General features: G+C 55.0%; 26 protein-coding genes, 1 tRNA gene and 2 riboswitches. Of the genes, 11 read left to right on the top strand and 16 right to left on the bottom strand.

The genetic code is table 11. From position 1 onward, the window contains the following. Window positions 1-33: 33 nt before the first annotated feature. The 4 genes from P0G09_RS09690 to P0G09_RS09675 form a co-directional block, all read right to left on the bottom strand. A complete protein-coding gene (locus P0G09_RS09690) occupies window positions 34-561 on the bottom strand; it encodes a QueT transporter family protein (RefSeq protein ID WP_035394114.1) in 528 nt (175 codons plus the stop codon). A gap of 7 nt (window positions 562-568) precedes the next feature. Continuing rightward, window positions 569-669: riboswitch (PreQ1-III riboswitch) on the bottom strand. 114 nt (window positions 670-783) lie between these two features. Beyond that, window positions 784-1,671 (bottom strand): DegV family protein, encoded by an 888-nt coding sequence (locus tag P0G09_RS09685; protein WP_097772649.1) that lies wholly within the window; start codon window positions 1,669-1,671, stop codon window positions 784-786. Then, window positions 1,662-2,168, bottom strand: a complete 507-nt coding sequence (locus tag P0G09_RS09680) for a tRNA (cytidine(34)-2'-O)-methyltransferase (protein WP_035394116.1) — start codon at window positions 2,166-2,168, stop codon at window positions 1,662-1,664. The genes P0G09_RS09685 and P0G09_RS09680 overlap by 10 nt, the downstream gene beginning before the upstream one ends. A 10-nt stretch (window positions 2,169-2,178) precedes the next feature. Next, window positions 2,179-3,015, bottom strand: a complete 837-nt coding sequence (locus tag P0G09_RS09675; protein WP_275252538.1) for a bifunctional hydroxymethylpyrimidine kinase/phosphomethylpyrimidine kinase — start codon at window positions 3,013-3,015, stop codon at window positions 2,179-2,181. Between the two features lie 165 nt (window positions 3,016-3,180). Between P0G09_RS09675 and P0G09_RS09670 the strand changes: the two genes are divergently transcribed. Continuing rightward, window positions 3,181-3,393, top strand: a complete 213-nt coding sequence (locus P0G09_RS09670; protein WP_005932932.1) for a hypothetical protein — start codon at window positions 3,181-3,183, stop codon at window positions 3,391-3,393. A gap of 49 nt (window positions 3,394-3,442) precedes the next feature. Here the strand turns inward: P0G09_RS09670 and P0G09_RS09665 are convergent, their stop codons facing one another. The 3 genes from P0G09_RS09665 to mtaB all read right to left on the bottom strand — a co-directional run bounded on the left by P0G09_RS09665 (window position 3,443) and on the right by mtaB (window position 7,265). Beyond that, window positions 3,443-3,919 carry a hypothetical protein gene (locus tag P0G09_RS09665; RefSeq protein WP_005932934.1) on the bottom strand — a complete coding sequence of 159 codons (477 nt, stop codon included), beginning with the start codon at window positions 3,917-3,919 and terminating at the stop codon, window positions 3,443-3,445. Window positions 3,920-4,186: 267 nt separating this feature from the next. Beyond that, window positions 4,187-5,740: a 4Fe-4S dicluster domain-containing protein gene (locus tag P0G09_RS09660; RefSeq protein WP_197036470.1), complete on the bottom strand. Its 1,554-nt coding sequence runs from the start codon at window positions 5,738-5,740 to the stop codon at window positions 4,187-4,189. Window positions 5,741-5,969: 229 nt separating this feature from the next. Then, on the bottom strand, window positions 5,970-7,265 hold the full coding sequence (mtaB, locus tag P0G09_RS09655) for a tRNA (N(6)-L-threonylcarbamoyladenosine(37)-C(2))-methylthiotransferase MtaB (protein WP_275252537.1): 1,296 nt from the start codon (window positions 7,263-7,265) through the stop codon (window positions 5,970-5,972). 281 nt (window positions 7,266-7,546) lie between these two features. Here mtaB and P0G09_RS09650 point away from each other — a divergent pair, with 281 nt between their 5' ends. The 9 genes from P0G09_RS09650 to P0G09_RS09610 all read left to right on the top strand — a co-directional run bounded on the left by P0G09_RS09650 (window position 7,547) and on the right by P0G09_RS09610 (window position 15,494). Further along, window positions 7,547-8,785, top strand: a complete 1,239-nt coding sequence (locus tag P0G09_RS09650) for a D-alanyl-D-alanine carboxypeptidase family protein (RefSeq protein WP_275252536.1) — start codon at window positions 7,547-7,549, stop codon at window positions 8,783-8,785. 220 nt (window positions 8,786-9,005) lie between these two features. Next, window positions 9,006-10,337: a glucose-6-phosphate isomerase gene (locus P0G09_RS09645; RefSeq protein ID WP_154276542.1), complete on the top strand. Its 1,332-nt coding sequence runs from the start codon at window positions 9,006-9,008 to the stop codon at window positions 10,335-10,337. Window positions 10,338-10,396: 59 nt separating this feature from the next. Further along, a complete protein-coding gene (locus P0G09_RS09640; protein WP_035394124.1) occupies window positions 10,397-10,801 on the top strand; it encodes a hypothetical protein in 405 nt (134 codons plus the stop codon). 134 nt (window positions 10,802-10,935) lie between these two features. Further along, a complete protein-coding gene (locus tag P0G09_RS09635) occupies window positions 10,936-11,436 on the top strand; it encodes a YceD family protein (RefSeq protein ID WP_275252535.1) in 501 nt (166 codons plus the stop codon). Between the two features lie 26 nt (window positions 11,437-11,462). Continuing rightward, complete coding sequence (gene rpmF / locus P0G09_RS09630) at window positions 11,463-11,642, top strand: 50S ribosomal protein L32 (protein ID WP_005920250.1); 180 nt, start codon at window positions 11,463-11,465, stop codon at window positions 11,640-11,642. Window positions 11,643-11,733: 91 nt separating this feature from the next. Further along, window positions 11,734-13,065 (top strand): DUF512 domain-containing protein, encoded by a 1,332-nt coding sequence (locus tag P0G09_RS09625; protein ID WP_117476276.1) that lies wholly within the window; start codon window positions 11,734-11,736, stop codon window positions 13,063-13,065. A gap of 18 nt (window positions 13,066-13,083) precedes the next feature. Next, entirely contained in the window at window positions 13,084-14,427 is a 1,344-nt protein-coding gene (der, locus tag P0G09_RS09620) for a ribosome biogenesis GTPase Der (RefSeq protein WP_005932951.1), read from the top strand. Between the two features lie 18 nt (window positions 14,428-14,445). After that, window positions 14,446-15,105 carry a glycerol-3-phosphate 1-O-acyltransferase PlsY gene (plsY, locus tag P0G09_RS09615; protein ID WP_097772644.1) on the top strand — a complete coding sequence of 220 codons (660 nt, stop codon included), beginning with the start codon at window positions 14,446-14,448 and terminating at the stop codon, window positions 15,103-15,105. Window positions 15,106-15,418: 313 nt separating this feature from the next. After that, window positions 15,419-15,494: transfer RNA gene (locus P0G09_RS09610), tRNA-Ala, on the top strand. Between the two features lie 179 nt (window positions 15,495-15,673). Here the strand turns inward: P0G09_RS09610 and P0G09_RS09605 are convergent. The 9 genes from P0G09_RS09605 to P0G09_RS09565 form a co-directional block, all read right to left on the bottom strand. Further along, on the bottom strand, window positions 15,674-17,272 hold the full coding sequence (locus P0G09_RS09605) for a recombinase family protein (RefSeq protein ID WP_117532940.1): 1,599 nt from the start codon (window positions 17,270-17,272) through the stop codon (window positions 15,674-15,676). Window positions 17,273-17,410: 138 nt separating this feature from the next. Beyond that, complete coding sequence (locus P0G09_RS09600; protein WP_015565653.1) at window positions 17,411-17,596, bottom strand: hypothetical protein; 186 nt, start codon at window positions 17,594-17,596, stop codon at window positions 17,411-17,413. 24 nt (window positions 17,597-17,620) lie between these two features. Continuing rightward, window positions 17,621-18,442, bottom strand: coding sequence for a DUF6551 family protein (locus P0G09_RS09595; RefSeq protein WP_117929825.1), 822 nt, complete (start codon window positions 18,440-18,442; stop codon window positions 17,621-17,623). Then, window positions 18,433-19,104, bottom strand: coding sequence for a type II toxin-antitoxin system PemK/MazF family toxin (locus P0G09_RS09590; protein WP_097772416.1), 672 nt, complete (start codon window positions 19,102-19,104; stop codon window positions 18,433-18,435). The genes P0G09_RS09595 and P0G09_RS09590 overlap by 10 nt, the downstream gene beginning before the upstream one ends. A gap of 123 nt (window positions 19,105-19,227) precedes the next feature. Beyond that, on the bottom strand, window positions 19,228-19,455 hold the full coding sequence (locus P0G09_RS09585) for a hypothetical protein (protein WP_117532939.1): 228 nt from the start codon (window positions 19,453-19,455) through the stop codon (window positions 19,228-19,230). Window positions 19,456-19,809: 354 nt separating this feature from the next. Next, a complete protein-coding gene (locus P0G09_RS09580) occupies window positions 19,810-20,298 on the bottom strand; it encodes a sigma-70 family RNA polymerase sigma factor (RefSeq protein ID WP_117532938.1) in 489 nt (162 codons plus the stop codon). Between the two features lie 524 nt (window positions 20,299-20,822). Then, window positions 20,823-22,373, bottom strand: a complete 1,551-nt coding sequence (locus tag P0G09_RS09575) for a BTAD domain-containing putative transcriptional regulator (RefSeq protein ID WP_275252533.1) — start codon at window positions 22,371-22,373, stop codon at window positions 20,823-20,825. Next, a riboswitch (cyclic di-GMP riboswitch) is annotated at window positions 22,355-22,446 on the bottom strand. (Overlaps the previous gene by 19 nt.) 12 nt (window positions 22,447-22,458) lie before the next feature. Next, entirely contained in the window at window positions 22,459-22,770 is a 312-nt protein-coding gene (locus P0G09_RS09570) for a helix-turn-helix transcriptional regulator (protein WP_117529631.1), read from the bottom strand. A 237-nt stretch (window positions 22,771-23,007) separates the two neighbouring features. After that, window positions 23,008-24,129, bottom strand: a complete 1,122-nt coding sequence (locus P0G09_RS09565) for a site-specific integrase (protein ID WP_275252532.1) — start codon at window positions 24,127-24,129, stop codon at window positions 23,008-23,010. Between the two features lie 233 nt (window positions 24,130-24,362). Here P0G09_RS09565 and P0G09_RS09560 point away from each other — a divergent pair, with 233 nt between their 5' ends. Beyond that, complete coding sequence (locus tag P0G09_RS09560) at window positions 24,363-25,472, top strand: hypothetical protein (RefSeq protein WP_154260392.1); 1,110 nt, start codon at window positions 24,363-24,365, stop codon at window positions 25,470-25,472. Window positions 25,473-25,475: the final 3 nt, after the last annotated feature.

Here is a 25,475-nt window from a genome sequence, read left to right as displayed (position 1 = left end):
TGCCTTATGAATCTGTCTTGTCTGCCTGCTCGATCAGGCTTCCAGGAACACTTTGCGCAGGGAGGTGTTGGTCTCCACGATCTTCACCAGCAGCACGCCCAGCACGGTGCAGCTGATGAGTTCACCGATGCCGACGGAGATGCCGTTGGTGATGCAGGCCAGCCACAGCGGAGCAGAGGAAGAGGGATCGGGGAACATGACGGCGATCTCAATGCCGATGATGACCGCATTGAAGAGCACGGGCGGCAGGGAAGGCACGATGGCCAGACCCTTGAAGCGGACGTTCCGCAGTTTGTAAGTCACAACACAGGCCAGCAGGGTGGCCAGGGTGCCAAAGATAACATCCACGATGGTGGAGCCCAGCAGGTTTGCAAGGAAGCAGCCCAGCACCACGCCCACGATGTACTCGGCACCGAACACGGGCAGCAGGCAGAGGGCCTCGGCAACACGCACCTGCACCGCACCGTAGGAGAACGGCTGCAGCGCCATGCAGAGCACCACATAGAGAGCTGCGACCACAGCGCAGCGGGCCAGTTTGCGGACAGTGAAATTCTGATTCATAACAATACTCCGGCGGATGAATTTTGACCGCACAGGGACCGCCAGCCCTATGGGTTTGGCCCAGCATGGTTCGAGACACGCCGGGGAGCCTAAAATCCTAAGTTGCTCTTTCAGGTTGCCGCGCAAAAACGCAGCAAAAGGGAGTATAGCATAAATTGCCGCAAAATGCAACGGCCTGCAAACAAAAAAGAACTGCCGCGGCGGGCAGTTCTCAGAAAAAACTCAGCGTGCGTGGCCAACGTAGACCAGAGCAATGGTATCGGGGCCGGTGTTGGCGGAAACAACGCCGCCCAGCGGGAAGGTGATGAGCGGGTCCTTGCCGAACGCCTTGCGGCAGGCCTTGATCAGATCATCCTTCTGGGGGATGTTGGTGTGGCCGATCATATAATCAAAGTCCTCCACACCTTCGCTGCGCTTTTTGGCCAGCTCCACCATGGCGGGCACGACCTTGTCATCACCGCGCACCTTGGCCTCCACCTTGGTCTTTCCATCGATCAGGGTGATGATGGGGCGGATGCCCATCAGCTCGCCCATGACAGCGGCGGCGGCAGAGATGCGGCCGCTCTTCTTCATCTGCTTCAGGCTGTAAGGTCCGAGAACGATCTCCATCTTGTCCATCTGGGTCTCGAACTCCTGAATGACGTGGCTGATCTCCGCGCCGTTCTGCAGCTTGCGTGCCATCTCACAGACATACCAGCCAAAGGGCATGGAGTAGGTGTGCGGGTCCAGCAGGTGGATCCGCAGGTGGTGCTCCGGGCGTTCCTCCCGCAGCATCCCCTGGGCCATCACGGCGTTGTTGTAGGTGGAGGAGCCGCTGCGGTTGATGGGTACATGGATCACATCGGTGTAGCCCTCGTCCACATACTGGCAGTACTTTTCGCAGAACTGGATGGGGGTGATGGCAGCCGTGGAGGGAATGCCCTTGGCGGCGCGCATCTTTTCGTAGAACTCCTCATTGGTGCAGCTCTCACGCTCGATATAGTCTACATCATCCAGCAGGATGTGAAAGCTCATAATATCAATGCCGTACTTCTCGGCCAGCTCCTGCGGGATATCGCAGGAGGAATCGGTCAGGATCGCGATCTTGCTCATAATGTCCCTCATTTCCATTCATATTCTCGCAGGCGGCCATGGTCCAGCAGCTCCGGAAAATCCCACTGGCGCAGGACCTCGTACACCCCCACAGCCACACTGTTGGAAAGGTTCAGGCTGCGGCAGGTATCCCGCATGGGCATCCGGATGCAATGCTCCTGGTTGGCCGCCAGCAGTGCCTCGGGCAGGCCGGCATCCTCCCGCCCGAACACAAGGTAGGCCCCGTCCGGGTACTGGATGTCGGTGTAGCGCTGGGGCGCTTTGGTGGTAAAGTAGTAGAACGGGCCTTTGTTCCGGGCAAAGAAATCCTCCAGCCCATCATAATAGTTGATGTCGAGGTAGTGCCAGTAATCCAGCCCGGCATGCTTGAGCTTTTTGTCATCGATGGCAAAGCCCATGGGCCCCACCAGATGCAGGCGGCAGGCCGTGCAGGCACAGGTGCGGGCCACGTTGCCGGTGTTCTGGGGGATGCGGGGCTCTACCAGAACGATGTTCAGGGTCGGTTTTTCGCTCATGGCGGCTTCCTCAGTCATTCCAGCTCACCGGGCAGAGCCGGGGCAGCAGGGGCTCGAACCAGACACCGTACCGGGTGTCCTGATCGGCGGGGGTCTGCTGAATGGCCAGCGAGACGAACTCGGCGGCGTTGTCGGCAGCGGCGCTCAGGGCGTTGCCCTGGATCAGCGAGCCAATGAGCACGGCACCGTACAGGTCGCCCGTGCCCGGGAAGCTGCGGCTGATGTGCAGTTTTTTGATGACGAAGCGCTCGCGGCCGGAGCCAGCGCAGCCGATGTACTTGCCCAGTGCGAGGCCGGTGACCACCGCGCTGGGGGCCAGCGTCAGCAGCTCGTCGGCCAGCGCCTGAGCGGAAGCGTCATCGAACGCGTCGGTCTGGGGCTCCCGCTCCAGCAGCAGGGCGGCCTCGGTGGCGTTGGGCAGGATCAGGTCTGCCCGGCGGCAGAGCCCGCGCATCCGGTCGATGAGAGCCGGGGTCACTGTGGAGTAGGCCTTGCCGTTGTCCCCCATCACAGGGTCCACCACCTTGCGGGCAGCAGGCCAGAGATCGAACGCCTTTTCGGCCAGCGCCACCTGCTCCTCGCCGCCTAAGTAGCCGGTGTAGATACAGTCAAACTCCACACCCAGCTCCCGGTAGTGCTCCAGAGCGGCCAGCCCGTAGGCGGCACCGTCCAGCCGTGCCGGTGTGCCCAGACCGCCCGTGTGGGTGGAGAGCACCACGGTGGGCAGGGCCACAGGCTGGCAGCCCATAACGGACAGCACCGGCAGGATGACCGCCAGGCTGCACCGGCCCATGCCGGAGAGGTCGTGAATGCAGAGAATTTTTTTCGGTTCAGTCGGTTTCAACAAAAAGGATCCTCCTTTGCGCCATCCACGGGCCGCACAGGGCCCAGTTTCTCAGCGTATGATACAGTATACCACATTTTGCGGGACAAAAAAAGCGCATACCGGATTCTTTACAGGAAATACTAGCCACAGCGGCAAAAAATCACACAGTGGAAAGGAGAGAGCCACATGAAAAACACAAATCGTCAGCCTTCCTCCGGCAGTGTTCTGCTGGGCATGGCGGCAGGCGCGGCCCTGGGGGCCGTGGGCACCATGGCAATGGCACAGAACCAGCGGCAGGTCAAGCGCACCGCACGCAAGCTGGCCAAGGGCGCGGAACGCGCCATGAGCCAGCTGGACACCATGGTCACGGATCTCGTGGAGCGCAGGATGGACCTGTGAGGAAAAACAAAAAGGCAGGGCCCGCGGGCTCTGCCTTTTTGCTTGCCATTTACTTCTGGTTCCAGATACACATCCGGGCGCTGGTGTTGATCTCGCCCAGGACCTGCAGGTCCATCTGAATGTTGCAGGTCACAAGGACCGATTTGTTCACGTCGCTGCCGGTGAGCACCGAGGCGGGCAGGTTCTTGATGGTGAGCACCGCCGTGGCCTTGTTGAAATCACCGGTCAGTGTGCCGTCGTAGGTCACATCGCCGATGGTCAGGCCGGACAGATAGCCGGTGACACCCAGCTTGGATACCTGCATGACCGGCAGGGTCAGGGTGTAAGTGCCGTTGGCCTGCCGGGTGAGGGTGGCGGTGCGGTCGGGATCGATGCCGCTGTTGGCCATGGATTCCTTATCGGAGCGTTCCTTCCAGAATTTCACACCGACATTCTGGCTGCTGGCGGCACCGGCACTGACAGCCAGCACCAACAGCAGCACCAGCGAGATCAGCGCTGCGCCGGAGCGTTTGAATGTATTTTTCATAAAGATCAACCTTTCCTGGCCGCGCGTGTGCGGCCTGCTCTGGTGTCCTGTTGGGGCAGAACACAGGGTTTGTCAACGCTAAAATATCACGCCAGCGATAACATGTCAATCTGCTTCGTGAGCTTTTCACAAAAAAGTTTCACTTATGAAATTAAAAAGTAGAAAAAATATCCGCTCCCCTGTGCGGGAAGCGGATATTGTAAAACCTCTCAGGCTCTTTGCGCCAGATTCCGTAATAGGGGAGGCAAGCCGCAGGTGACGGAGAGATTACAGTTCAAAATTGGGGTCGTCCTTCAGAACGTGGATCTCGCTCATATAGGGGCTCTGCTCAGGGTCAGTGAAGGGAGCTTCCTTCATATACTTGTTCAGCTGGATGGCGGTGCGTGCGGGGTCGGCAATGGTGCCTGCGCCGCCGATGCAGCCGCCGGGGCAGCCCATGCCCTCCAGCAGGTAACCGTTGTACTTGCCGGCCTTGGCCAGCATCAGCAGCTTCTTGCAGTCGGCCAGACCCTGTGCAGAGGCGATCTTGACCTCCATATCGGGGTGCCATTCCTTGATCTTGTTGGCAACGGCATTGGCAACGCCGCCGGACTGTGCAAAGCCGCGGCCTGCAGCAGAGGCGGAGCAGAGTGCTGCCTCGTTCTCATCCACTTCCAGCAGATCGATGTCCAGATCCTTGCCCTCGATGATACCGGCCAGCTCCTCAAAGGTCAGCACAAAGTCCACGTCAGAGCGGACCGTGCGGCGGGAAGCTTCCAGCTTCTTGGCGGCGCAGGGGCCGATGAAGCACATGCGGGCGGTGGGGTCTTTCTGCTTCATCATGCGGGCGGTGAACACCATGGGGGTCATGGTCATGGAGATGTTCTTGGCCAGAGCGGGGAAGGCGGTCTTTGCCATCATGCTCCATGCGGGGCAGCAGGAGGTAGCCATGAAGTCCAGCTTCTCGGGCACTTCCTCCAGGAAGTCGTGGGCCTCGTCCACGGTGCACAGGTCAGCACCGATGGCGACCTCCACGACATCGTAGAAGCCGATGGCCTTCAGGGCAGCCTTCAGCTTGCCGGTGGAAGCCAGAGAGGGGAACTGGTTGATAAAGGCGGGAGCGACCAGTGCATAGATGCGGTCGCCGCGGTTGAAGCCCTGGATCAGCTGATAGATCTGGCCCTTGTCGGCAATAGCGCCGAAGGGGCAGTTCACCAGACACTGACCGCAGGAAACGCACTTGCTGTAATCGATCTCGGCACGGCCCAGCTCGTCAGAGTGGATAGCACCCATGCCGCAGGCAGCGGCGCAGGGACGCTCGGTCTTGACGATGGCGTTGTAGGGGCAGACAGTGGCACAGCGGCCGCACTTGATGCACTTTTCCTGATCGATGGTGGAACGGCCGCTCTCCCAGGTGATGGCCTTCTTGGGGCAGACTTCCATACAGGGGTGGGCCAGACAGCCCTGGCACAGGTCAGAGACCTTGACCAGCTTCTCGGGGCAGCGGTTGCAGGCAAACTTGATCACGTTCACCAGCGGGGGATCATAGTACTTATCGGCAATGGAAGCATCCTCCAGGCCGGAGACCACACTGTTGTGCTCATCCATGCGGCGGGTGGGCAGGCCCATGGCCAGACGGACACGCTCCTCGACGATGGCGCGCTCCAGGAAGATGTCCTTGCGCAGCTTGCCTTCCTCACCGGGGATGATGGTGTAGGGGATCTTGCGCATCAGGTGGTTGGCCTGCTCGCCCTTGACGTTGGCGTAAGCCATGCGGGCAACCTCGGTAAACACCTGACGGCGGATCTGAATGACTGTGGTATTGATTCCTCGAAAACTCATTCCAATCTCTCCTTGTTCAGAAACAGAAAACATCCCGTCCCACACTGGACTGCGGCAGACGGAATTTGCTTTGCTCCGGGCCGGCTGGTACCGCGCCGCTGCAACCGGCGCTCCGTCCCAGATATCCAGTTTTATTTTAACATAAACGGGCCTGCGTGAAAAGAGAAAACTTCAAATATGTTAAAGAATTAGCAAATAGTACAGGACGCACAAGATTTAACGAACTTTTTTAGCAGAGTGCTGCACGGACGCGCTCGCCATCGTACTCGCCCAGCCTGACGTGAACGATCTCGCCGCTCTTGTGGCCGGGGGCAGAGACCACCACCGGGATGTACAGCCGGGTGTAGCCTGTGAACAGCGTTTCGGAGAGGGGTGTTTCCAACAGGACCTCGTCCTCGGTGCCGACATGAGCGGCCAGTACCTCCCGGCGAACCTCCTCGGCCAGCGCGTTCATCTCGCGGCTGCGGGCCTGCTTCTCCCGCTCGTGCACCTGAGCCGGAAAATCATAAGCGGGTGTGCCGCTGCGGCGGGAGTAGGGGAACACATGGACCTTCAGGAAGCCGATCTTCTTGAGGAAGGCACAGCTTTCCTCAAAGTCGGCCTGGGTCTCACCGGGGAAGCCGCAGATGCAGTCGGTGGTAAAGCTGACAGGGCGCTCCCCATAAGCGGTGCGGATCTGGTCCACCACCTGGGCGTACTGCTCCGCGGTGTAGACCCGGCGCATCCGGCGCAGGGTGGAGGTACAGCCGCTCTGCAGGCTGAGGTGGAACTGGGGGCAGAGCTTTTCCACCGCTGCCAGCCGGGTGATGAACTCCGGGGTCAGCATGTCGGGGTCCAGGCTGCCCAGGCGGATCCGCTCGATGCCCTCCACCTGAGCGCATTTTTCCACCAGCTCCACCAGATTGGTCCCGGTGTCCAGACCGTAGCTGGGCAGGGAAATGGCGCTGAGCACGACCTCGCGGTAGCCGGAGGCGGCCAGCTGGCGCAGTTCCTTCAGGATGCTGTCCTCGGCGCGGCTGCGCACCGGGCCGCGGGCGCGGGGGATGACGCAGTAGGCACACTGGCGGTTGCAGCCATCCTCCACCTTGATAAACGCACGGGTGTGGGTCTCGAACCGCTCCACGGGCAGCTCCTCAAACAGCTCGCCCCGCTGGTGGGGTGTAACGGCAACGATGCGCTCGTGGCCGTCCAGCAGCTTGAGCACATTGTCCAGGATGGCCTTGCGGTCTCCGTTGCCGCAGACGAGATCAGCCTCCATGAACTGGGCAGCCTCCTCGGGGAAAGCCTGAGGATAGCAGCCGGTGAGCACGGTCACGGCACCGGGATTTTCGCGCTTGGCGCGGCGCAGCCACTTGCGGCTCTTCTGGTCACCGAAGTTGGTCACGGTGCAGCTGTTCACCACAAAAACATCCGCTTCTTCGCCCTCCGGCACGATGGTAAAGCCAGCGCCCCGGAACATCTGCTCCAGCGCGCCGGTCTCGTTCAGGTTGACCTTGCAGCCAAGGGTATAAAAACAAACTCGCATAAAGATCCTCTCAGATGAACGGCCTCACCCTCTCCGTCAGCGCTGACGCGCTGCCACCTCTCCCGAAGGGCGAGGCTTTGGCAATCCATGCAAAGTTACTGGTTTTGTCAAAAGCTCTCCCTTTGGGAGAGCTGGACGCGAAGCGGCCTGAGAGGGTGAGCCAGCTAAAGTGTTTATAAACTCTCCTATTATAGCAGATTTTCATCCCGTAGAAAAGGGCATTGACCCCTCTTTTTTTGCATAGAATGCAACCAGAGACTTTACGCGGGGAGGTACGAGGAATGGAACGGAGAAATTTGGCCCTGCTCTGCGCGGGGGTGCTCTGCTTCTGGCTGTTTGCGCTGGCTGTGGGTACGGCACAGGGGGCCGGGCTGCGGGTGGCCATTGGGGGAACGGGACCGGCAGTGCAGGCGGATGCCCCGGCGGTGCTGGCGGCGGCTCCGGCCAACAGCGGGCTGCAGCTGGAATGCCGGGCGGCAATCCTCATGGAGCCGGAGACGGGCCGTGTGCTCTACGAGAAAGCACCGGATGAGCGGATGCCCATTGCTTCCATCACCAAGCTGATGACCCTGCTGCTGACCTTTGAGGCCATCCGCGGTGGAAAACTGACCCTCGATACCCCCGTGCCGGTGAGCGAACACGCCTACCACATGGGCGGCAGCCAGATCTGGCTGGAGCCCGGGGAGCAGTTCACGCTGGACGAGATGCTGCGGGCCATCTGCGTTTCCTCGGCCAACGATGCCGCTGTGGCGGTGGCCGAGCTGGTGGGCGGCAGCGAGCCGGTGTTTGTGGAACAGATGAACGCCCGGGCGGCGGAGCTGGGAATGACCAACACCACCTTCCGGAACGCCTGCGGGCTGGACACCGAGGGCCATCTCTCCACGGCGCGGGATGTTGCCGTTCTGAGCCGGTACCTTCTCAATACCTGCCCGGAGCTGCTGCATTATACCGGCATCTGGACGGACAGCCTGCGGAACGGCCAGACCCAGCTGGTGAACACCAACAAGCTCCTGCGCCGGTACAGCGGCATCACCGGGCTCAAGACCGGCACCACCAGCGGGGCGGGGGTCTGCATCAGCGCCAGCGCCACCCGGGACGGCCTGACCCTGATCGCCGTGGTGCTGGGGTCACCCTCCAGCGCCGACCGGTTCCACTCCGCCACCACCCTGCTGGACTACGGTTTTGCCAACTATGCCGCCGCCCCGCTGCCCACCCTGCCGGAGCGCCCGCTGGCGTTGGCCGTAAAGGGCAGCACCGAGGACAGCGTGCCGCTGGATTACGCCGCCCTGCCCGAGACGATCCTGATAGAGAAGGGGACGACCTCTGCCCTGCGGGCTGAGCTGACCCTGCCCGAGGCGCTGGAGGCCCCCGTGGAAAAGGGGCAGACGGTGGGAAAGGTGAGCATTTTTCAGGATGATACCTTATTGAATGAATACGAAGTAAAAGCGGCCGCGGATGCCCCGCTGCTGACCTTTGGCGGCGCGCTGGAGCTGCTGTGGCAGTGCCTGCTGGGAGCATAGCGGGCAAAAGAAACACATCACCGAATAAAAGCGGTTAGCAGGAACAAAGCGGCGTTGGCGGGCCTGAACAAAAGATGTCAGGACAGCCAAAAGAACACTACTAAAATTGTATGAAATCCGGGGATTTTGGCCTTGACTTTGCACGATTGGAACGGTACACTTATACTAACAAAACCCTCAGGGAGCACGTCCCGTAAAAACGTTTGGAGGTTCTGATAGAATGAGCGTCGTTCTGAATACAAAGCACCTCTCCAGTTTTATCAACGAAGAGGAATATAAGGCCATTTATCCTCAGGTGGAAGCGGCTCACAACCAGCTGGAAGCCAAGAATGGCCCCGGCAATGATTTCCTGGGCTGGATGTACCTGCCCCGCGATTACGACAAGGAAGAGTTTGCCCGCATCAAGGAAGCTGCCAAGAAGATCCGTGAGGACTCCGAGGTGCTGGTGGTTGCCGGCATCGGCGGCAGCTATCTGGGTGCCCGCGCTGTGATCGAGGCCGTCAAGGGCCTGTACCACAACGAGCTGGAGGATGGCCCCAAGATCTACTTCTGCGGCAACAGCATCAGCCCCAGCTACCTGAATGATATCATTGCTCTGTGCAAGGGCAAGAAGTTCTCCATCAATGTCATCTCCAAGTCCGGTACCACCACCGAGACCAGCCTGGCGTTCCGCGTTCTGCGCAAGCTGCTGGAGGATGAGATGGGTGTTGAGGAAGCCAACAAGCGCATCTATGCAACCACTGACCGTGCCAAGGGTACCCTGAAGCAGCTGGCTGACGCGCAGGGCTGGCCCACCTTCGTGGTTCCTGACGATGTGGGCGGCCGCTACTCCGTTCTCTCCGCTGTGGGCCTGCTGCCCATCGCTGCCGCCGGGATCAGCATCGACGAGCTGATGAAGGGCGCAGCCGATGCCATGGAGCGCTTCTCCGTGCTGAGCCCGGACAACGACGCTTACAAGTATGCCGCCATCCGCAACATCCTGTACCGCAAGGGCAAGGCTGTTGAGATCCTGGAGTGCTACGAGCCCAACTTCACCCTGATGAACGAGTGGTATAAGCAGCTGTTCGGCGAGAGCGAGGGCAAGGACAACAAGGGCCTGTTCCCCGCAAGCTGCATCTTCTCCACCGACCTGCATTCCATGGGTCAGTTCATCCAGGAAGGCTCCCGCATCATGTTCGAGACCATCGTGGATGTCAAAAAGCCTGCGCAGGATCTGTTCATCGAAGAGCTGAAGGGCAACTTCGACGGCCTGAACTTCCTGGCGGACCAGAATATGAGCGTAGTCAACCGCAAGGCCATGGAGGGCACCATCCTTGCCCACACCGACGGCGGCGTGCCTGAGGTACTGATCGAGGTGGATGACCTGACTGCTTATAATGTAGGCTACCTCATCTACTTCTTCTGGCGTGCCTGTGCATGCAGCGGCTACCTGCTGAGCGTGAACCCCTTCAACCAGCCGGGTGTCGAGAGCTACAAGAAGAACATGTTCGCTCTGCTGGGCAAGCCGGGTTACGAGAACCTGACCGCCGAGCTGGAAGCAAAGTTGAAGTAAGCAGGAAACAAAAAATGATCTCCCGCCGCAAGGCGTGGAAAATACAGGAGGACAGAACTATGATTAAACTGATTGTTGGTACCAAGGGCTCCGGCAAGACCAAGGCAATGATCGACCAGATCAATGACGCGGTCAAGACCTCCAAAGGCAACGTCGTCGTCGTGGAAAAAGGCATGAAGTTGACTTACGACATTGCCCCCGCTGCACGTCTGATCGATCTGGATGAGTATAAGATCGCCGGCGGCGAGATGCTGTACGGCTTTGTTGCCGGCCTGATGGCAAGCAACTACGATATCACCGACCTGTACATCGACGGCATCCTGAAGGTGCTGGATCACGATATCAACCGTCTGGGCGCTGTGCTGGACGAGATGGCCGCCATTGCAGGCGATTCCGTCAAGGTCACTGTTACTGTCAGTGCTGATGAGGCTGCTCTGCCCCACGACGTGAAAAAGTACCTGTAATTTTCTGAACTGAGCGCATTCCAACGGGCAGGAAACCGGAAAATCAAAATTTTTTCGGTTTTCTGCCTGTTTTGGTGTTGACAAAGGTTGGCTTTGGCGCTATACTAACAAAGCAGCCTTTTATGAGGTGTACTATGCAATTTGACCTGAGAAAGTTTATCGCAACCGGCACACAGCCTTACCATGCAGAGTTTCCCTGTGATTTGTCTGCACGGGACTTTGCCGGTGCAAGGATCGAACAGCCCGTGTCGGCCAGCTTTACCGCTGAACCGGATGGCGACGAGGTCCGGATGACACTGCGGGCAAAAGCATTGGTGCACGGAGAGTGCGCCCGCTGTCTGGACCCGGTTGAGCGGGAAGAGACAGTTGAAGCGGAGTGGACAGCAAAGGAGCGGGATCTGGATGACCCGGATTTCGAGCTTCCGCTGGACGAAAAAGGACATCTGGATGTGGATGAATGGCTTGCCCAGGAGTTTATGTTCCAGATCCCCACGGTGCTGCTTTGCAGCGCCGACTGCCCGGGGTTATGCCCCCGGTGCGGCAAGAAGAGGGCAGAATGTACCTGCCCGCCGGAGGAAGACAAAGCCGCTCCTGTTGACGCAAGGCTCGCGATCCTCAAATCACTGCTGAACTGAGAAACCCATCAAGGAGGTGCAAAAATATGGCAGTACCTAAGAGACATCTTTCCAAGGCCCGCCGCGACAAGCGTCGCAGCAATGTTTGGAAGCTGGAGGCCCCCGCACTGGTCAAGTGCAGCAACTGCGGCTCTCTGAAGCTCCCCCACCAGGCATGTGGCAACTGCGGTTACTACAAGGGCGAGGAAGTCATCAAGAAGGCCTAATTTGCGCAAAATTGGTGGCACATTGGTGTTATGTTGAGAAGGGGATGGCGCAATGCCTTCCCCTTCTTTCTTTGTCTGGAGGTGAAATGCAATGGCGATCAAGATCGACCGCATCGACGCGGGCAGTGAAGCCGAGGCGCTGGGCCTGCAGCCCGGCGATGAGCTGCTGAGCGTGGACGAAAATGAGCTGAACGATACGCTGGACTATGATTTTTATACCGACAGCAGCAGCTTTCACCTGAAGGCAAAGGTTGCCGACGGCATCCGGGAGTGGGATGTCCGGCGCGCGGAGCGCGGCCCCTTTGGCTGCGATTTCTCCACCTATCTGGGCGACCAGAAGCATTCCTGCTCCAACCACTGCATGTTCTGCTTCATCGACCAGCTGCCCCCCGGTATGCGCGAGAGCCTGTATTTCAAGGATGATGACGAGCGGCTGAGCTTTCTGTTCGGCAACTACATCACCATGACCAATATGCAGGATCACGAGATCGACCGCATCATCAAGATGCACATCTCGCCCATCAACATTTCGGTGCACACCACCAACCCCCAGCTCCGTGTCCGGATGCTGGCCAACAAGCGGGGCGGCGAGGTGCTCAAGTACCTGCCCCGTCTGGTGGAGGGCGGCATCGCCGTCAACTGTCAGCTGGTGCTCTGCCGGGGCATCAACGATGGCGAAGAGCTTCGCCGCACCTTGGGCGACCTGCTGGAGCTGACCCCTATGGTGCAGAGCATTGCCGCTGTGCCCTGCGGTGTGACGGATTACCGACAGAATCTGTTCAAGCAGACCCCCTATGATGCCGAGACCAGCGCCGCTGTCATCGACATTATGGAGGAGTTTGGCGATGAGTGCAAGCGCCGCCACGGCAAGCGCATCATCTACCCCAGCGATGAGTGGTATCTCAAGGCGGGGCGGCCCATCCCCCCGGCGGAGTTCTATGAGGACTTTGACCAGCTGGAAAACGGCGTGGGCATGATGCGACTGTTCGAGGATGAATTCCGGGCAGAGCTGGACAGGCCCCACCGCATCTACGGCACCAAGCAGATCGATGTGGTCACCGGTACCATGGCAGGCCCCCTCATCACTGAGCTGATGGACGAGCTCCACCGCCAGTACCCCATGATCGATGTAAAAGTTCACGTTGTCAAGAATAATTTCTTTGGCGGCAACGTGGGCGTGGCGGGGCTTGTCACCGCCACCGATATCATTGCCCAGTGTGAGGGAAAGCTGGAAAGCGGCACCCTGGGCATCCCCGCTGTCATGCTGCGGGAAGAAAAAGATACGTTCCTCGATGATATGACCATTGCCCAGCTGGGCGAACGGCTGGGGGTCAAGGTCGAGGTGCTGCCGGTGGGCGGCGGCGATGAGGCAAAAGCCCTGCTCCGCACCGGCCTGCATATTTCGAGAAGAAGAAGAGCATAACGAAAGGAGGAACCCCCTATGAGCAAACCCATCGTAGCAGTGGTCGGCCGCCCCAATGTGGGCAAGTCCACCCTGTTCAATAAGCTCTGCGGCCAGCGTCTGGCCATCGTGGAGGATACCCCGGGCATCACCCGCGACCGCATTTTTGCAAACTGCGAGTGGAGCGGCCACGAGTTCATGCTGGTGGACACCGGCGGCATCGAGCCCAAGGCGACCGAGGGCATTCTGGCCCACATGCGTGAGCAGGCAGAGATCGCCATTGACACCGCTGACTGCATCATCATGGTGGTGGATGTCCGCGACGGCCTGACCGCCGCCGACGAGGAAGTGGCCCACATGCTGCGCCGCAGCCACAAGCCCATCATCCTGGCTGTCAACAAGTGCGATAAGACCGGCGAGGCCCCCATGGAGCTCTACGAGTTCTATAACCTGGGCTTTGACGAGGTGCTGCCCATCTCGTCCGTGCACGGTCACGGTACCGGCGACCTGCTGGACGCTGTCTGCGCCCACCTCGATTTCAGCGAGACCGTGGTGGAGGAGGACCGCATCCCCGTTGCCATCATCGGCCGCCCCAACGTGGGCAAATCCAGCCTGACCAACCGCATTCTGGGCGAGAACCGGATGATCGTTGCCAACGAGGCCGGTACCACCCGCGATGCCATTGACACCCCCGTGGATAACGCCTACGGCAAGTTCATCTTTACCGATACCGCCGGTCTGCGCAAGCGCAGCAACATCTCTGACGGCCTCGAGCGCTATATGGTCGTGCGTGCACTGGCCGCTGTGGAGCGCAGCCGCGTGGCCCTGATCCTGGTGGATGCCACCGTTGGCTTTACCGAGCAGGACAGCAAGGTGGCCGGTTATGCCCACGAGCAGGGCAAGGCCTGCATCATCGTTGTCAACAAGTGGGATGCTGTGGAGGGCAAGGAGACCAACACCATGGAGCATCAGCGCCGGGATTACGCCGATTGCTTCAGCTTCATGGGGTATGCGCCCATCATCTTCATTTCGGCCCAGACCGGCTATAACGTGAACAAGCTGATGCAGCTGATCCGTGACGTGGATGCCCAGAACGGTGCCCGCGTGCCCACCGGTGTCCTGAACGAGATGCTGGCCCGCGCTACCGCCCGGATGCAGCCGCCCAGTGACAAGGGCCGCCGCCTGAAGATCTTCTACCTGACCCAGGCTTCCACCCGTCCCCCGACGTTCGTGGCCTTCGTCAACTCCAAGCAGCTGTTCCATTTCAGCTATCAGCGGTATCTGATCAACCAGATCCGGGAGAACTTTGGTCTGGAACACACGCCCATCCGCCTGGTGATCCGTGAGCGCGGCACCGGCAGCGTCGGCGCAAAAGATGTGTAACAGGGGAGGCGGCTGTTGATGATGACCTTCTTCATCGTTCTGGCTGCCGCTGCGCAGGCTTACCTGCTGGGCAGCGTGGACACCGGCATCCTGGTCAGCAAGTACCTGTACCACGATGATGTCCGCAATCACGGCAGCGGTGCGGCCGGTATGACCAACATGCTGCGCACCTTTGGCAAAAAGGCAGCGGCGCTCACCGCCGCAGGCGACGTGCTGAAAGGCGTTGCAGCTGTCTGCATCGGCCGCTGGCTCTTCGGGTTCCTGCCCGCAGATGCCGCCGTTTCGCCCTATCTGGGCGTGTATCTGACCGCCATTCTGGCCGTGGTGGGCCACACCAAGCCCATCTATTTCGGCTTCAAGGGCGGCAAGGGCGTGCTGGTGGCGGGAGGTGCCATCCTGGCGATCCAGCCCATCCTCCTGCCGGTGCTGACCGTCGTTTTTCTGCTCTGCCTTGTGCCCACCGGCATGGTGTCGCTGGGCAGCATTGCAATGGCGGCATCCTATCCGGTGCTGACCCTCATCTACGGCCTGCTCAAGGGCTTCGCCGCTGACGACCTCATCGTCTGCGTGGTGGGAGCTGCCATCATGGGCGGCATGGTCATCTGGATGCACCGGGCCAATATCCAGCGCATCCGTGAGGGCAAAGAGTACCGCTTTGGCTCCAAGCACAAGCAGTAACCGGAACAAGAACAACAGCGCATCCTTCGGGCAGAGCCTGCCTGCGGGATGCGCTGTTTTGCGTGGAGGGGGCTGTGCCCGGTCGATGTGCCTGCACGGTCCAGTTTACTGAAAAAACTTTGCAAAAAAGGTTGACAAAGGGCGGTGCAGCTGGTATAATAACACACGTCGCAGGACACAAACTGAATATGTGGGGGATTAGCTCAGCTGGGAGCCCGGTTGGTATCAAAACGCACCCCCAGTCAGATAGTCCTGCGACAATCAAATTCCCAACAAAAAACTCCATCCAAGAGGTTCGCTTCTTGGATTTTATGGGGGATTAGCTCAGCTGGGAGAGCGCTTGCATGGCATGCAAGAGGTCAGCGGTTCGATCCCGCTATTCTCCACCAAAAAAGCACTGTACTTCGTTTGAAGTACGGTGCTTTTCTTTTTGCTTTCTTGGAGGTCGCACTGAAAATCATCCAAATGCCTGATTTTGCAGGCACATGGACGGCAACCCCCAATTCTTGCTGTTTCGTTGTTTCTGAAAATGCTTGTTCGATGCCCGACTGTTTTGCAGGCGGACGTATCACTCCCCCTCAATGTAAGGAGTGAGATCGAAGTTAAACGAGATGTTGATCTGATAGCCACGATAAACGTCTACCCTGCGGATCAGCTGGTTGACAACCATCTTCTTCGCTTCAAAGTTGGCACTGTCGTACAGGTCAGCATAGGAAATCAGCTCATCATAGAGCCTCGACACTTTATCCATCAGCTCTGCTGTTCTCTCCAGTTCCTCACTGGCAGATTCACAAAGGTCTTCCAGTTCCTTGAGTTTCTCTTCTTGCTCTGTAATCATTTCGGCAAGGGTTTCTCTCGGCAACACACTTTCGCCTTTGATGCAGGCTAAAATTTCGGCTTTCAGAGAAAGCAGGTCTTTCTCGGCCTTGTCTCGCTGCGTTTGCAGGTCTTGCAGATGGTTTTTGCGCTCCGTAGTTTCTTTTTCGTAGCGTTTTGTAACGATCTGCTCTTTCGGGATACCCCTCATTTTGGAAAAAATCTGGCGCACCGCCTTATCAATGATCTCATCCAGAATGTGGACGGTATATCCCGTCTGCCCGGTGCAGTTGGTCTGCTTGCGGAGCTTTCCGTAACAGGTATAGCGAATACGCAGCGTATCGTCTAACGAACCATCTGCCATTTTTCGCCATTTACGGCTGCTGGTCAGTTCCAGCTTTGCACCGCAGTGTCCGCAGTAAGCGTTGCCGGCAAGCAGCGACTTCCCATGGATGTTCAAAGGAAGGCGATTTTCGGCTTCCGCAGTTGAGCGTACAGAACGTTCATTCCGAATGCGCTGTGCGTTTTCAAACTGTTCCTGCGGGACAATCTGCAAATCCGGCATCAATTCTGACCGTGCATCCCCACAACGGAGAACGCCGGTGTAGGTCAGGTTTTGTACCATCCCCCGAATACTTGACGGGTGCCAGCATTTACCAGACCTTGCACGATAGCCAGAATTGTTCAGATAGGTGGCGATGTGCTGCGGACCATAGCCCTCATACACATACTTGTCAAAGACGATCCGCACTACGGCAGCTTCCTGTTCGTTGATGTGCAGTTCGTAGAGTTCGTGTTTGCGCTTGTTGATACGCCCACTCCGTACAAGGTCATAGCCATAAGGCGCATTTCCGCCCTTGAAGTGACCTTCTTCCACAAGCTGGCGCAGACTGGTGCGGGTTCGGACGGAAGTTTTTTCGCTCTCGCCATCTGCCTGCCAGAAGCGGATGTAGTTCAGCAGTTTGTCGGTGTGGTTGTCGAAACGCTGCTCACCCTCTTGGGTACTCCATACCCGGATGCCGTTCCGTACAAACCATTCCACAACAAAGGGAGTTTCATCTGCGATACGACCGATACGGTCGAACATGAACACCAGCAGAATGTCGAACTTGCCCTTCCGTGCATAGTCCTTGATGATTTGCAGCTTGTCGCGGGCGGCAGCCCGGACTTTGTGGCCCGATACGCCTTCTTCCTGTTCCTCATGGACGATGACCCAGCCCTTCGATTCAGCGAACTTATGGCAAGCCTTTCGCTGCATGGGCAGGTCAGCTTCATGGTTGGAATTGAAATCCACCTGCTTATCGGTGGAAACGCGGTACAAGCAACAGACACGGTTGTTGTTTTCTGTCATTACAAATTCCTCACTTTCATAACAAAAGTGGGGACAGACTTTATTCCGTTGTCAAAGAACGTCCGGCAATGGTTCGGCTTGTAGCACCGCCCGTTACCGCACTCAGTATAGCGTTTGGTTCTGCATTCGTCCATGATGTCAACCTACCTTCTTCGTATAGCTGGTGGCAAGCAGGATGTTCCGAATGCGCTCAAACGCTTCCGGGTTGGGTTCCTTGGAAAAGCTAAAAACGACAGGATAACCGTTGATTACATGATATTGCCGGTCGGCATCACGGTCAGCCGCAGGAAGGTTCTCTGCGACCTGAGAAAACTTGTCAATCATCGTAGTGCCCTTTCCTTTGATTTATCAGAATTTCATCGGCAGGGCATCCTTGCGGCACTTGCCGTTGTAGGCCATATAGATGGGAAAAACGTATTTCTTCCATCCGGGCAGTTTGGCAGGATTGTCCATGCCGCTGCGATAAATCTCCATGGGGTGAACGCTGCGCAGAGCACGGATCAGCCGTTCCTCGCTGAACTCACCGTGATACAGTTCCACAAAGTGCATCATGCCCCGCAGGACAGATGCCCGGAACGAATCAGGCTTGCCCTCCCATGCAGCCACGATCAGCCGCAGGGCCTCGCAGTAGATTTTCTCGCCCATCTGGTTGTACAGCTTGAGTGCGGTGCCCACGCAGCTGATGCGGTAGTCGCTCAACTGCAAGCTGTCGTAGTTGAAGTCCAGACCCACCCGATTGGTGGCTGCGAGAAATGCAACGGAGGGCGCATCCTCTCCCACGACCTTGGCACGGAGCTTGATGCCCGCCGTCAGAGGTGCGGCGTGACCGTTCTGCTCTGCGAAGAACAGAGCTTCCTGCTGCATCGTCAGGCCGGTGTAGATCTTGCACAGAATCGGCAGATCCTTACCGCCGTTGCGCAGGATACGCGCTTCAATGGTATGCTGGCCGTCCGTTACATAATACCGGCCATTGCGAAAGCTGACCTTCGGCTCGTTCGCCGTATATTCGTTAAAGTCTTTGGCAATCAGCTCAACGCGCTTGCGCTGGATGCCCCGCTGGTACAGCTCACGAGGGTAGATCAGCTTACTGCTGTGAATGACCACCATCTGGTACGGCGGTGTGATATGAAAGGAAGCGGAGAAGTTATCCGCAGTGTTTTTCAGGCGCATCTCATTTCCTCCTTGATTCGCCAGATGTATTTTTCAGCTTCTTCCAGAATCTCAGCGACCTGCTGCTTACGCTTCGGGATGGTGAGCAAGGTGGGATTAAAGGTAAAGCTGTATTCGAGCCGCTGAATCATGGCATGAACAGCGGATTGCAGTTCGGTATACACCATCATCTCCTCTACGCTCCCAGCGTCCTCAAAGGACGATTTGATGGGTGTGTAGGGATAGATGGGTGGCTTTCCATCCACCACTTCAGGAGGCGCATAAGCCGCCTGAGAGCGGATGATCGGTTTGAGTTTTTGAATGCTGCCCATCGGATTCAGGGCAAGACTGATCTTCACTGCATCATCGACCCGGCGCATATTCTCCGGGGAAAGGTGTCCGACAAACTTCAGGACACGGCTTTTATCAATGGTGAAAATCTGTTCTGCCTGAACAATGGACGGCTTCAGGCCATCTTCTTCTACCTGACAATGCGTTGCCTGTGTTACTTTCTTATCTGTCTTACTTGTCAAAGCCGCGACAATCAAAGTCGGAGAGTAGATGTTGCCGACATCATTTTGAAGAATGACTGCTGGGCGGGCACCGTTTTGTTCGGAGCCAACGCCTGCCTCCAGTTTTACAAAATAGATGTCTCCGCGTTGGAACTTCCAATTCGATTCCAAGTGCGAGCCTCCATTCTGATATGCAAAAGCCCGCTGCTTTTTTGCAGCGGGCTTTGCTCAATTCATGGTGGTAATTGATTTTAGGGATTCTATCGCATCCCTGCGGGTGAATGAAAACCGGATTCAGCGCGGCATGACAACGTAGTCGTAGCCACGCCGGGTCTGGCAGACCGTGCAGGTTTCCATGCATCTGTCCTTATTCGGCACAATGGCGATCTTGAACGCCTTGGTTTCAACGTAGTGCCGGAGGCAGACACCGCAGAGGGTACGGATGGACTTGACCATCGCAGGAGTCAGCTTCATCTCATGGTAGATCTGACGCTCTTTGATGGTAGGATTCAGTTCATCCATAGGCTTACCTCCTATGTGTAATTAAAAATAAGCGGGTAGTTATGTAAAGAACAGGAGCAACCGAAGACTGAAAACAGCATCCGGCTGCTCCTGATAAAATATGTTTAGGTCTCTCATATTCGCCCTCGGCTCCCTGAGAGTGGGGAATCATCTGGCGGCGGGCTTGTACCGCTCCATTGGCATCTCAACCACCCCGTCTACTTTCTGACCGGGCCGCGAATTACGGAAGTATCATTGTTCTGAGTACCAGACGACTGAACTATTCAGCTTTCAAGGTCCGTGAGTGTGGACATATCACCAGCGGCGAGAGCCGTCTGGTGAATTGTCCCCTCACTTACGAGCCATCGAGAAGCCTCAATCTACACCCAAAAATCCAAACTTCTTCAAAAATTTAGTGATTTTCAAGATTCGCTTGCTAATATTTTGCTGTGCAATGCCATAAACTTTAGATAATTCTACGGTACTATATTCGTCGCGGAAATACAGCGTGATAAGCCGAAGTTCTTCATCGGAGAGTTTTTCTAACCCTTCTTGCAAACGCTTGTCTTTGATTTCGCCTACCCATGCAAACCGAGTCCGGGTCTCGTGGTAAGTATCGGTTACAGCAATTGCCTTTTCATACTGCTTAAAGTCAGAAGATTTCCTTCCCGTGCTGTCATCACCATCGTCAACGATTGCCAGTGTGTTTGCAACGTAGGAACGCTCACTATTGAGAACGCCCAAATCAAAATCATACATGGCTTGGATTGCATCTTCACTCATTCCCGCCTGTTGGTACTGCACACGCAGCCGTTCCCACTTTTTGTTCAGTTTTCGACGTTCGTTGCCGTTATTAAATTCCATTGTTGACCTCCAAATTTTCGATAAGGCGTAAAAAATTGAAAATTTGGAGATTCTAGGGATACTTTGCGGCCAGCTCCAGCCACGAAAAGAGGGCAAAAAGAAACATGAAGTGTCCTTTCCGCTGGATGCGGAGGATGAGGATACTTCACTGCTGGACAGGATGCCAACTTTTCTTTGGCGCAAAAAATAAGACGCATTAAAGAAAAGGGTACAGACACTGTTTTCCATCCGTAGATGGAAAGCAATATGAGTATCCTCAGCCTTTAATGCATCTCAGGCTTTCGATATATTTTTCTTCGTTACAGATCAAAAGCGGTTTATCCGGCTAAAAAAGGACAAAAAAATAAAGCCCTCGCAGCCAGACAACAAGGCTTTGACTTGCCTTGTTATCATAGCACACGAGGGTCTTATAGAAGTCACATGACGGTCTTATGAAAGTCACATGGAACGATTTTAGAAAAAATAAGGTCACACAGAAGTTGTATGAAGGTCACACGAAAGTCGCATGACGCAACTACGTTATTTTATCGTTCGAGTGAGTTGAGTAGTTTCTGGTATTCATCTTCGGGCAGCTTTTGCTTCGCAGCCGCAAGCTCGCCCGCTGCCATCTCGTCCATGTGCTGCTTCTGGTACGAGCGAATAAGCCAATAGTAGGCTTTTGTGTTTTCCGGCGCGATGGTCAGGGCCAGTGCAGCATCCCGATGAAGCAGATCGTATGCGTGGAAGTCCATCAACTGCTTCAGCAGTTCATTAACTGTACTCATAAATGCGAGGTGGTATCGGTTTGCGTAGTGAACCAGCCAGTGTTCGCCATTGGCAGCAGAAAGAAGTTTGCCCTGATACAATGATGCCGCTTTTTCGAGCAATCTCACCTTATTTATAGCAGAAGTGGCTTTTGCGGCCGCAATGCACAACTCATCGAACCGCTGAAAGTCGGTCGTGATATGGAGGTCGGGGTTGAATTGGTAGCCAGACGGCGTGGAGAGAATCAGCTGTTCATCCGAGATAATACTGAATGCCTGCCGCAGCCGGTAAACGAGCTGTTTGACCTTTTTTCCGGGTTCGTCCTTATCCTCCAGTTCTTCTGGCCAGATTTCCTGTACGATTTCCAACGATGAAAGGGCTTTCTTATTGGAAAGCAGCATAAAGGTCAGCAGACGGCTGATTTTAGGAGATTTCAGGTCGGACTCCGGCAGGACACCGTGGGAAGTGTGGATTTTCAATTCTCCGAACAAGCTGATGAAGACATCATGGCTGCTCTTGATATTTTCTGGCGAGATTGCCATGCTCAGACTGTCAGCCATTCGCTTATCGTTGTATGCCGCCAGTAACACATAGGCCAGAAGTTTAAGCATACTGGTCTGATGGATGTACCGCTGAGGATTGCGAACAGCAATCAGGGCGATTTGCCGAGGCTCCAAAGGAATTGCAAGGACAGACTTGATTCCCAGACGCTCATAGAGTTGGTACTCATCTGGATAGAGGTCTTTAACTTCTTCGGCATCGGGCACAACCATGGGAGTTCCTCTGCGCACTGCCTTTACCCAGCGGTCGAGAAATTCAGACGATTCAAACTCATTTGTAAGGATAGTAGTTTTATCTTCTTGGCATTCATTGTGCCACCAGAGTGGCTTCCACAGCCCCAAATCCAGATCAACCTGAATCAGACCGCACCAGTCGGCATCATAGAATTTACAGGCCGCTTCCATGACGCAAAGTGCCACCTCTTTTGGCGGCAGGTGGCGATAATACAGCTGCGTTTCCAGATTGTTCATTGTGTTTTCAAAATCAAGAGCGCACTGGATATTCTCGGAATCAGGACTTTCGCACACCTGATCAAGTTGCCGCATAACAATACCTCCTAAACAAAAAGCAGCATCCGGGCCTTCTCCATTCGATACGGTGAATCCCTGATGCTGTCTATATAAAAGCCATCTCTCCACCGCATAAGCTGAAGAACGCCCCATCATTTTGCTTTCAAAAGCAAAAACCGCCTGTGAGTTGAAATCTTCACAGACGGTTCTAACATGGTAGAGGGATAAAATTATCCCATTCAAAAAGCAATCGGCTGTCATGACCTCGTATATGAGATTTTAGACCCATTTGGCTTTGTGTTCCTATCTTTCGGTAGGTTTACCAAGTATTAAGTTCTTTGATAATTTACTTTTTTACGATTGTTTTTATAAAAGCCGTAAGTGCATTGATCTGCTCGGCATCGAACTGTTTTAGCTGGTCAACAAGTGCATTCATTCCATTGGAGGTTTCCTCGCCGAAATTAAAAAATTCTTGTGGAGTAATGTTGAAATATTCGCAGATGTAAAAGAAATTTGCCATCGTCGGAAAGGCAGTACCACTTTCGATTGCACGAATATAGCCGGGATTCTGCCCGATTGAGAGGCTCATGTCTCTTGCAGACACACCCTTCTGTGTGCGCAGCTCAGTAAGCCTCTTAGAAAACTGTTCTTCGTACATGGCCACCACCATCCTTCTCAACTCTATTGTAGTCGAGAGCATAGCCGAAACAGAACGATTAAATCTATTATTTTTAATTGATATAATCAACTACCTGTGATAGACTAAAAGAAAATGGAAAAAATAAAAACCATGAATTTTTACATTCATGGTTTGTGTTTCCTGTCGCAGAGTAGCTTACTCTGCGATACCGACAACAAAATTACCTTGAATCGTTTGATATTTCGAAACGACGGCTTATTTGACGGAGATGAAATCGGCCAACTGTTCCATTGTTTCTCTCTTCAACTCCAACGAAGGATGAACATACCGGTTCATTGTGATGGTAACAGATGAATGCCCCAAAATCTCACTCAGAGTTTTGATGTCGATTCTCGCTTCCACACAACGGGTAGCGAATGTGTGCCGAAGAACATGAAAATTTCGATTTTCTAGACCACATGCCATGAGAATCTTATGAAACCGGCGCTGAACGCAGCGTGGTTCAATCAGCCTAGATGACGAGCCACTCAGAAAGTAACCGGTCTTGCCTAACGGGTACATATTCAGATATTCAAACAACATATGCGAAACCGGAATCGTCCGATTTGCAGAGCTGCTTTTGGGGGATGAAATGAGTATATGTGTTTTTTGAGATTCAGGTATTCGAGTCTGAATGCGCTGCATCGTTTGGCAAATACAAAGATTTCTCTCAGAAAGAGAAATCTTGTCCCATGTCAACGCACACAGCTCTCCGATTCGGATACCAGTGAACAGACATAAGAGGATGCCGAGATTCAGACAATCGGGGTGGCCTATTAGATATTTCTGAAGCGTCAACTGTTCGGACAAGCTCAAAACGGGCAAGGGTTTCGGTGTTTGTTTTATCCGTATGTCAAAAATCGCAGAGTCTACTGGTATGTTCTGAGCCTTTGCGTAATGCAAGATACGGCGAAGAACAGAAAGAATGTCAGAAACCGTTTTAGTCGAAAGAGCTGTTCCATCCCTTTTACCATGTGTTTCAATCTCTTTACAAAAATCCAGCACATGTTCCTTCGTAATGCTCTCGATTTTTGCTGTCTGGAAATACGGCATCAGATAACACCTTATTAGAGTGCGATAACGGATATAGGTTGACTCTTTAAAGCTTGTTGAAAAGGTATCAAGCCACTCTATAGAGAAGAACTCAAAGACTGAACCTTTACTCATCTCTTTAGAATTAGGGGCGTTGCCTTGAAGTCGAATCACATCCTGCAAACGGTTACGTGCTTCGTGATACGATGATGCATACAAATAGCCATATAAAGGTTTACCTTGAGCGGTTCGCGACTTTATGTAGCGTGCTTCCCACCGGCCATCCTTTCTTTTGTAGATGTTCAATCCTTTCCTTGACATCGAAATCTTCCTTTCTCTTTTGTCGACGGCTTATTGGACGGAGTATACAATTAAATTTTATTATTTTTGGCAAAATCGTCGATTGTCTCTAACATTTTTCTGCATCTTCTCAGGTTTTGAGCCTCTTTCTCTTGACCGTATGAATGATTGGCGGTAAAATTTAGTTGAAAAATCCTGTCGCAGAGTAAGCTACTCTGCGACAGCAAGATGGTACACTTATGCTCAATGCAAAAAGTGAGGTTGACAACATGATTGTTCGGGTAGGTTTTTTAGATAAGGACGAAAACTATATTGCACGGCTTGCAAATTATTATAGTGCACACGCTAATGAGACCGTGCAGTTTGAAATCTATCTTTTCACGAAGGAAGAGGCTTTGCGGAAGCAATTGTCGAGAGGTGGGCGGATGGATCTTCTGGTTGCGGAGGAAGATCTCCTGCCAGAGCCGGAAGAGTACAGCCGTAATATGGAGCTTGCTTTCTGGAGCACGGAGAAACACGAGCAGAAACGAAACGGATATCCGGTGGTCTTCCGTTACCAGAAGGCCAGCGAGATCTTCCGGGAATTTCAGAGCATGGCGGCAAAACGCGGCCATGGAGCATCGAGCTTTGAGATGCAGGCGAATGGACAGGTCGTTCTGTTTATCAATGGAGCAGGTGGTGCAGGCAGCGGCACAGCGGCAGCGGGCTGTGCGGCGGCAATGGCGGCACAGGGGAAAAATACGGTCTGCTTCACACTGAAACAGAATGCGTGCAACGATTCCTTTGATATATGCGGAAGCTCTATGACGGATGTGATGTATGAGATTAGCATGTGGCGTCAGCTGGGCGGCAAAGACCAAGGACAGTTGCAGATGAAATTGCAGAGTATGCTGAAGCAGGACAACGAAACTGAGGTGTATTCTTTCGCACCGTTCGACCTTCCTGTCAGTGCGATGAATTTTGATGCGGAAAGTGTAGAGAACCTGATACAAGCAATCAAGGGTATCTGCGAACGATGTGTCATCAGTGCGGACGGCACGCTCTCCCCGATGCTGCTCAAACTGATTCGTCTTGCGGATTGGACAGTCATCGTCAGTGACAGCACAGCAGAAGGAAACGAAAAGAGTAGTAAACTGCTGGATTCGCTGGAAGCCATCGACAGCATGGACGAAAAATTGATCGTCGGTAAGATGGGCGTAATCTTTAATAGGTTCGGCTCTACGGGCCAAAAACTGGCACTGCCAAAGTATGCAAGTGAACTGGGGACGATTCCACGCTATCAGAATGCGGATAAAAAGCGCATCATCCGGGAATTGCGGATGAGCAGTGTCTACTCCCGGATGATTTGACGA

The sequence above is a fragment of the Faecalibacterium sp. DFI.5.82 genome (assembly GCF_029076575.1).
Classification (GTDB): Bacteria; Bacillota; Clostridia; order Oscillospirales; family Ruminococcaceae; genus Faecalibacterium; species Faecalibacterium duncaniae.
This window is presented reverse-complemented; position numbering and strand designations above follow the sequence as displayed.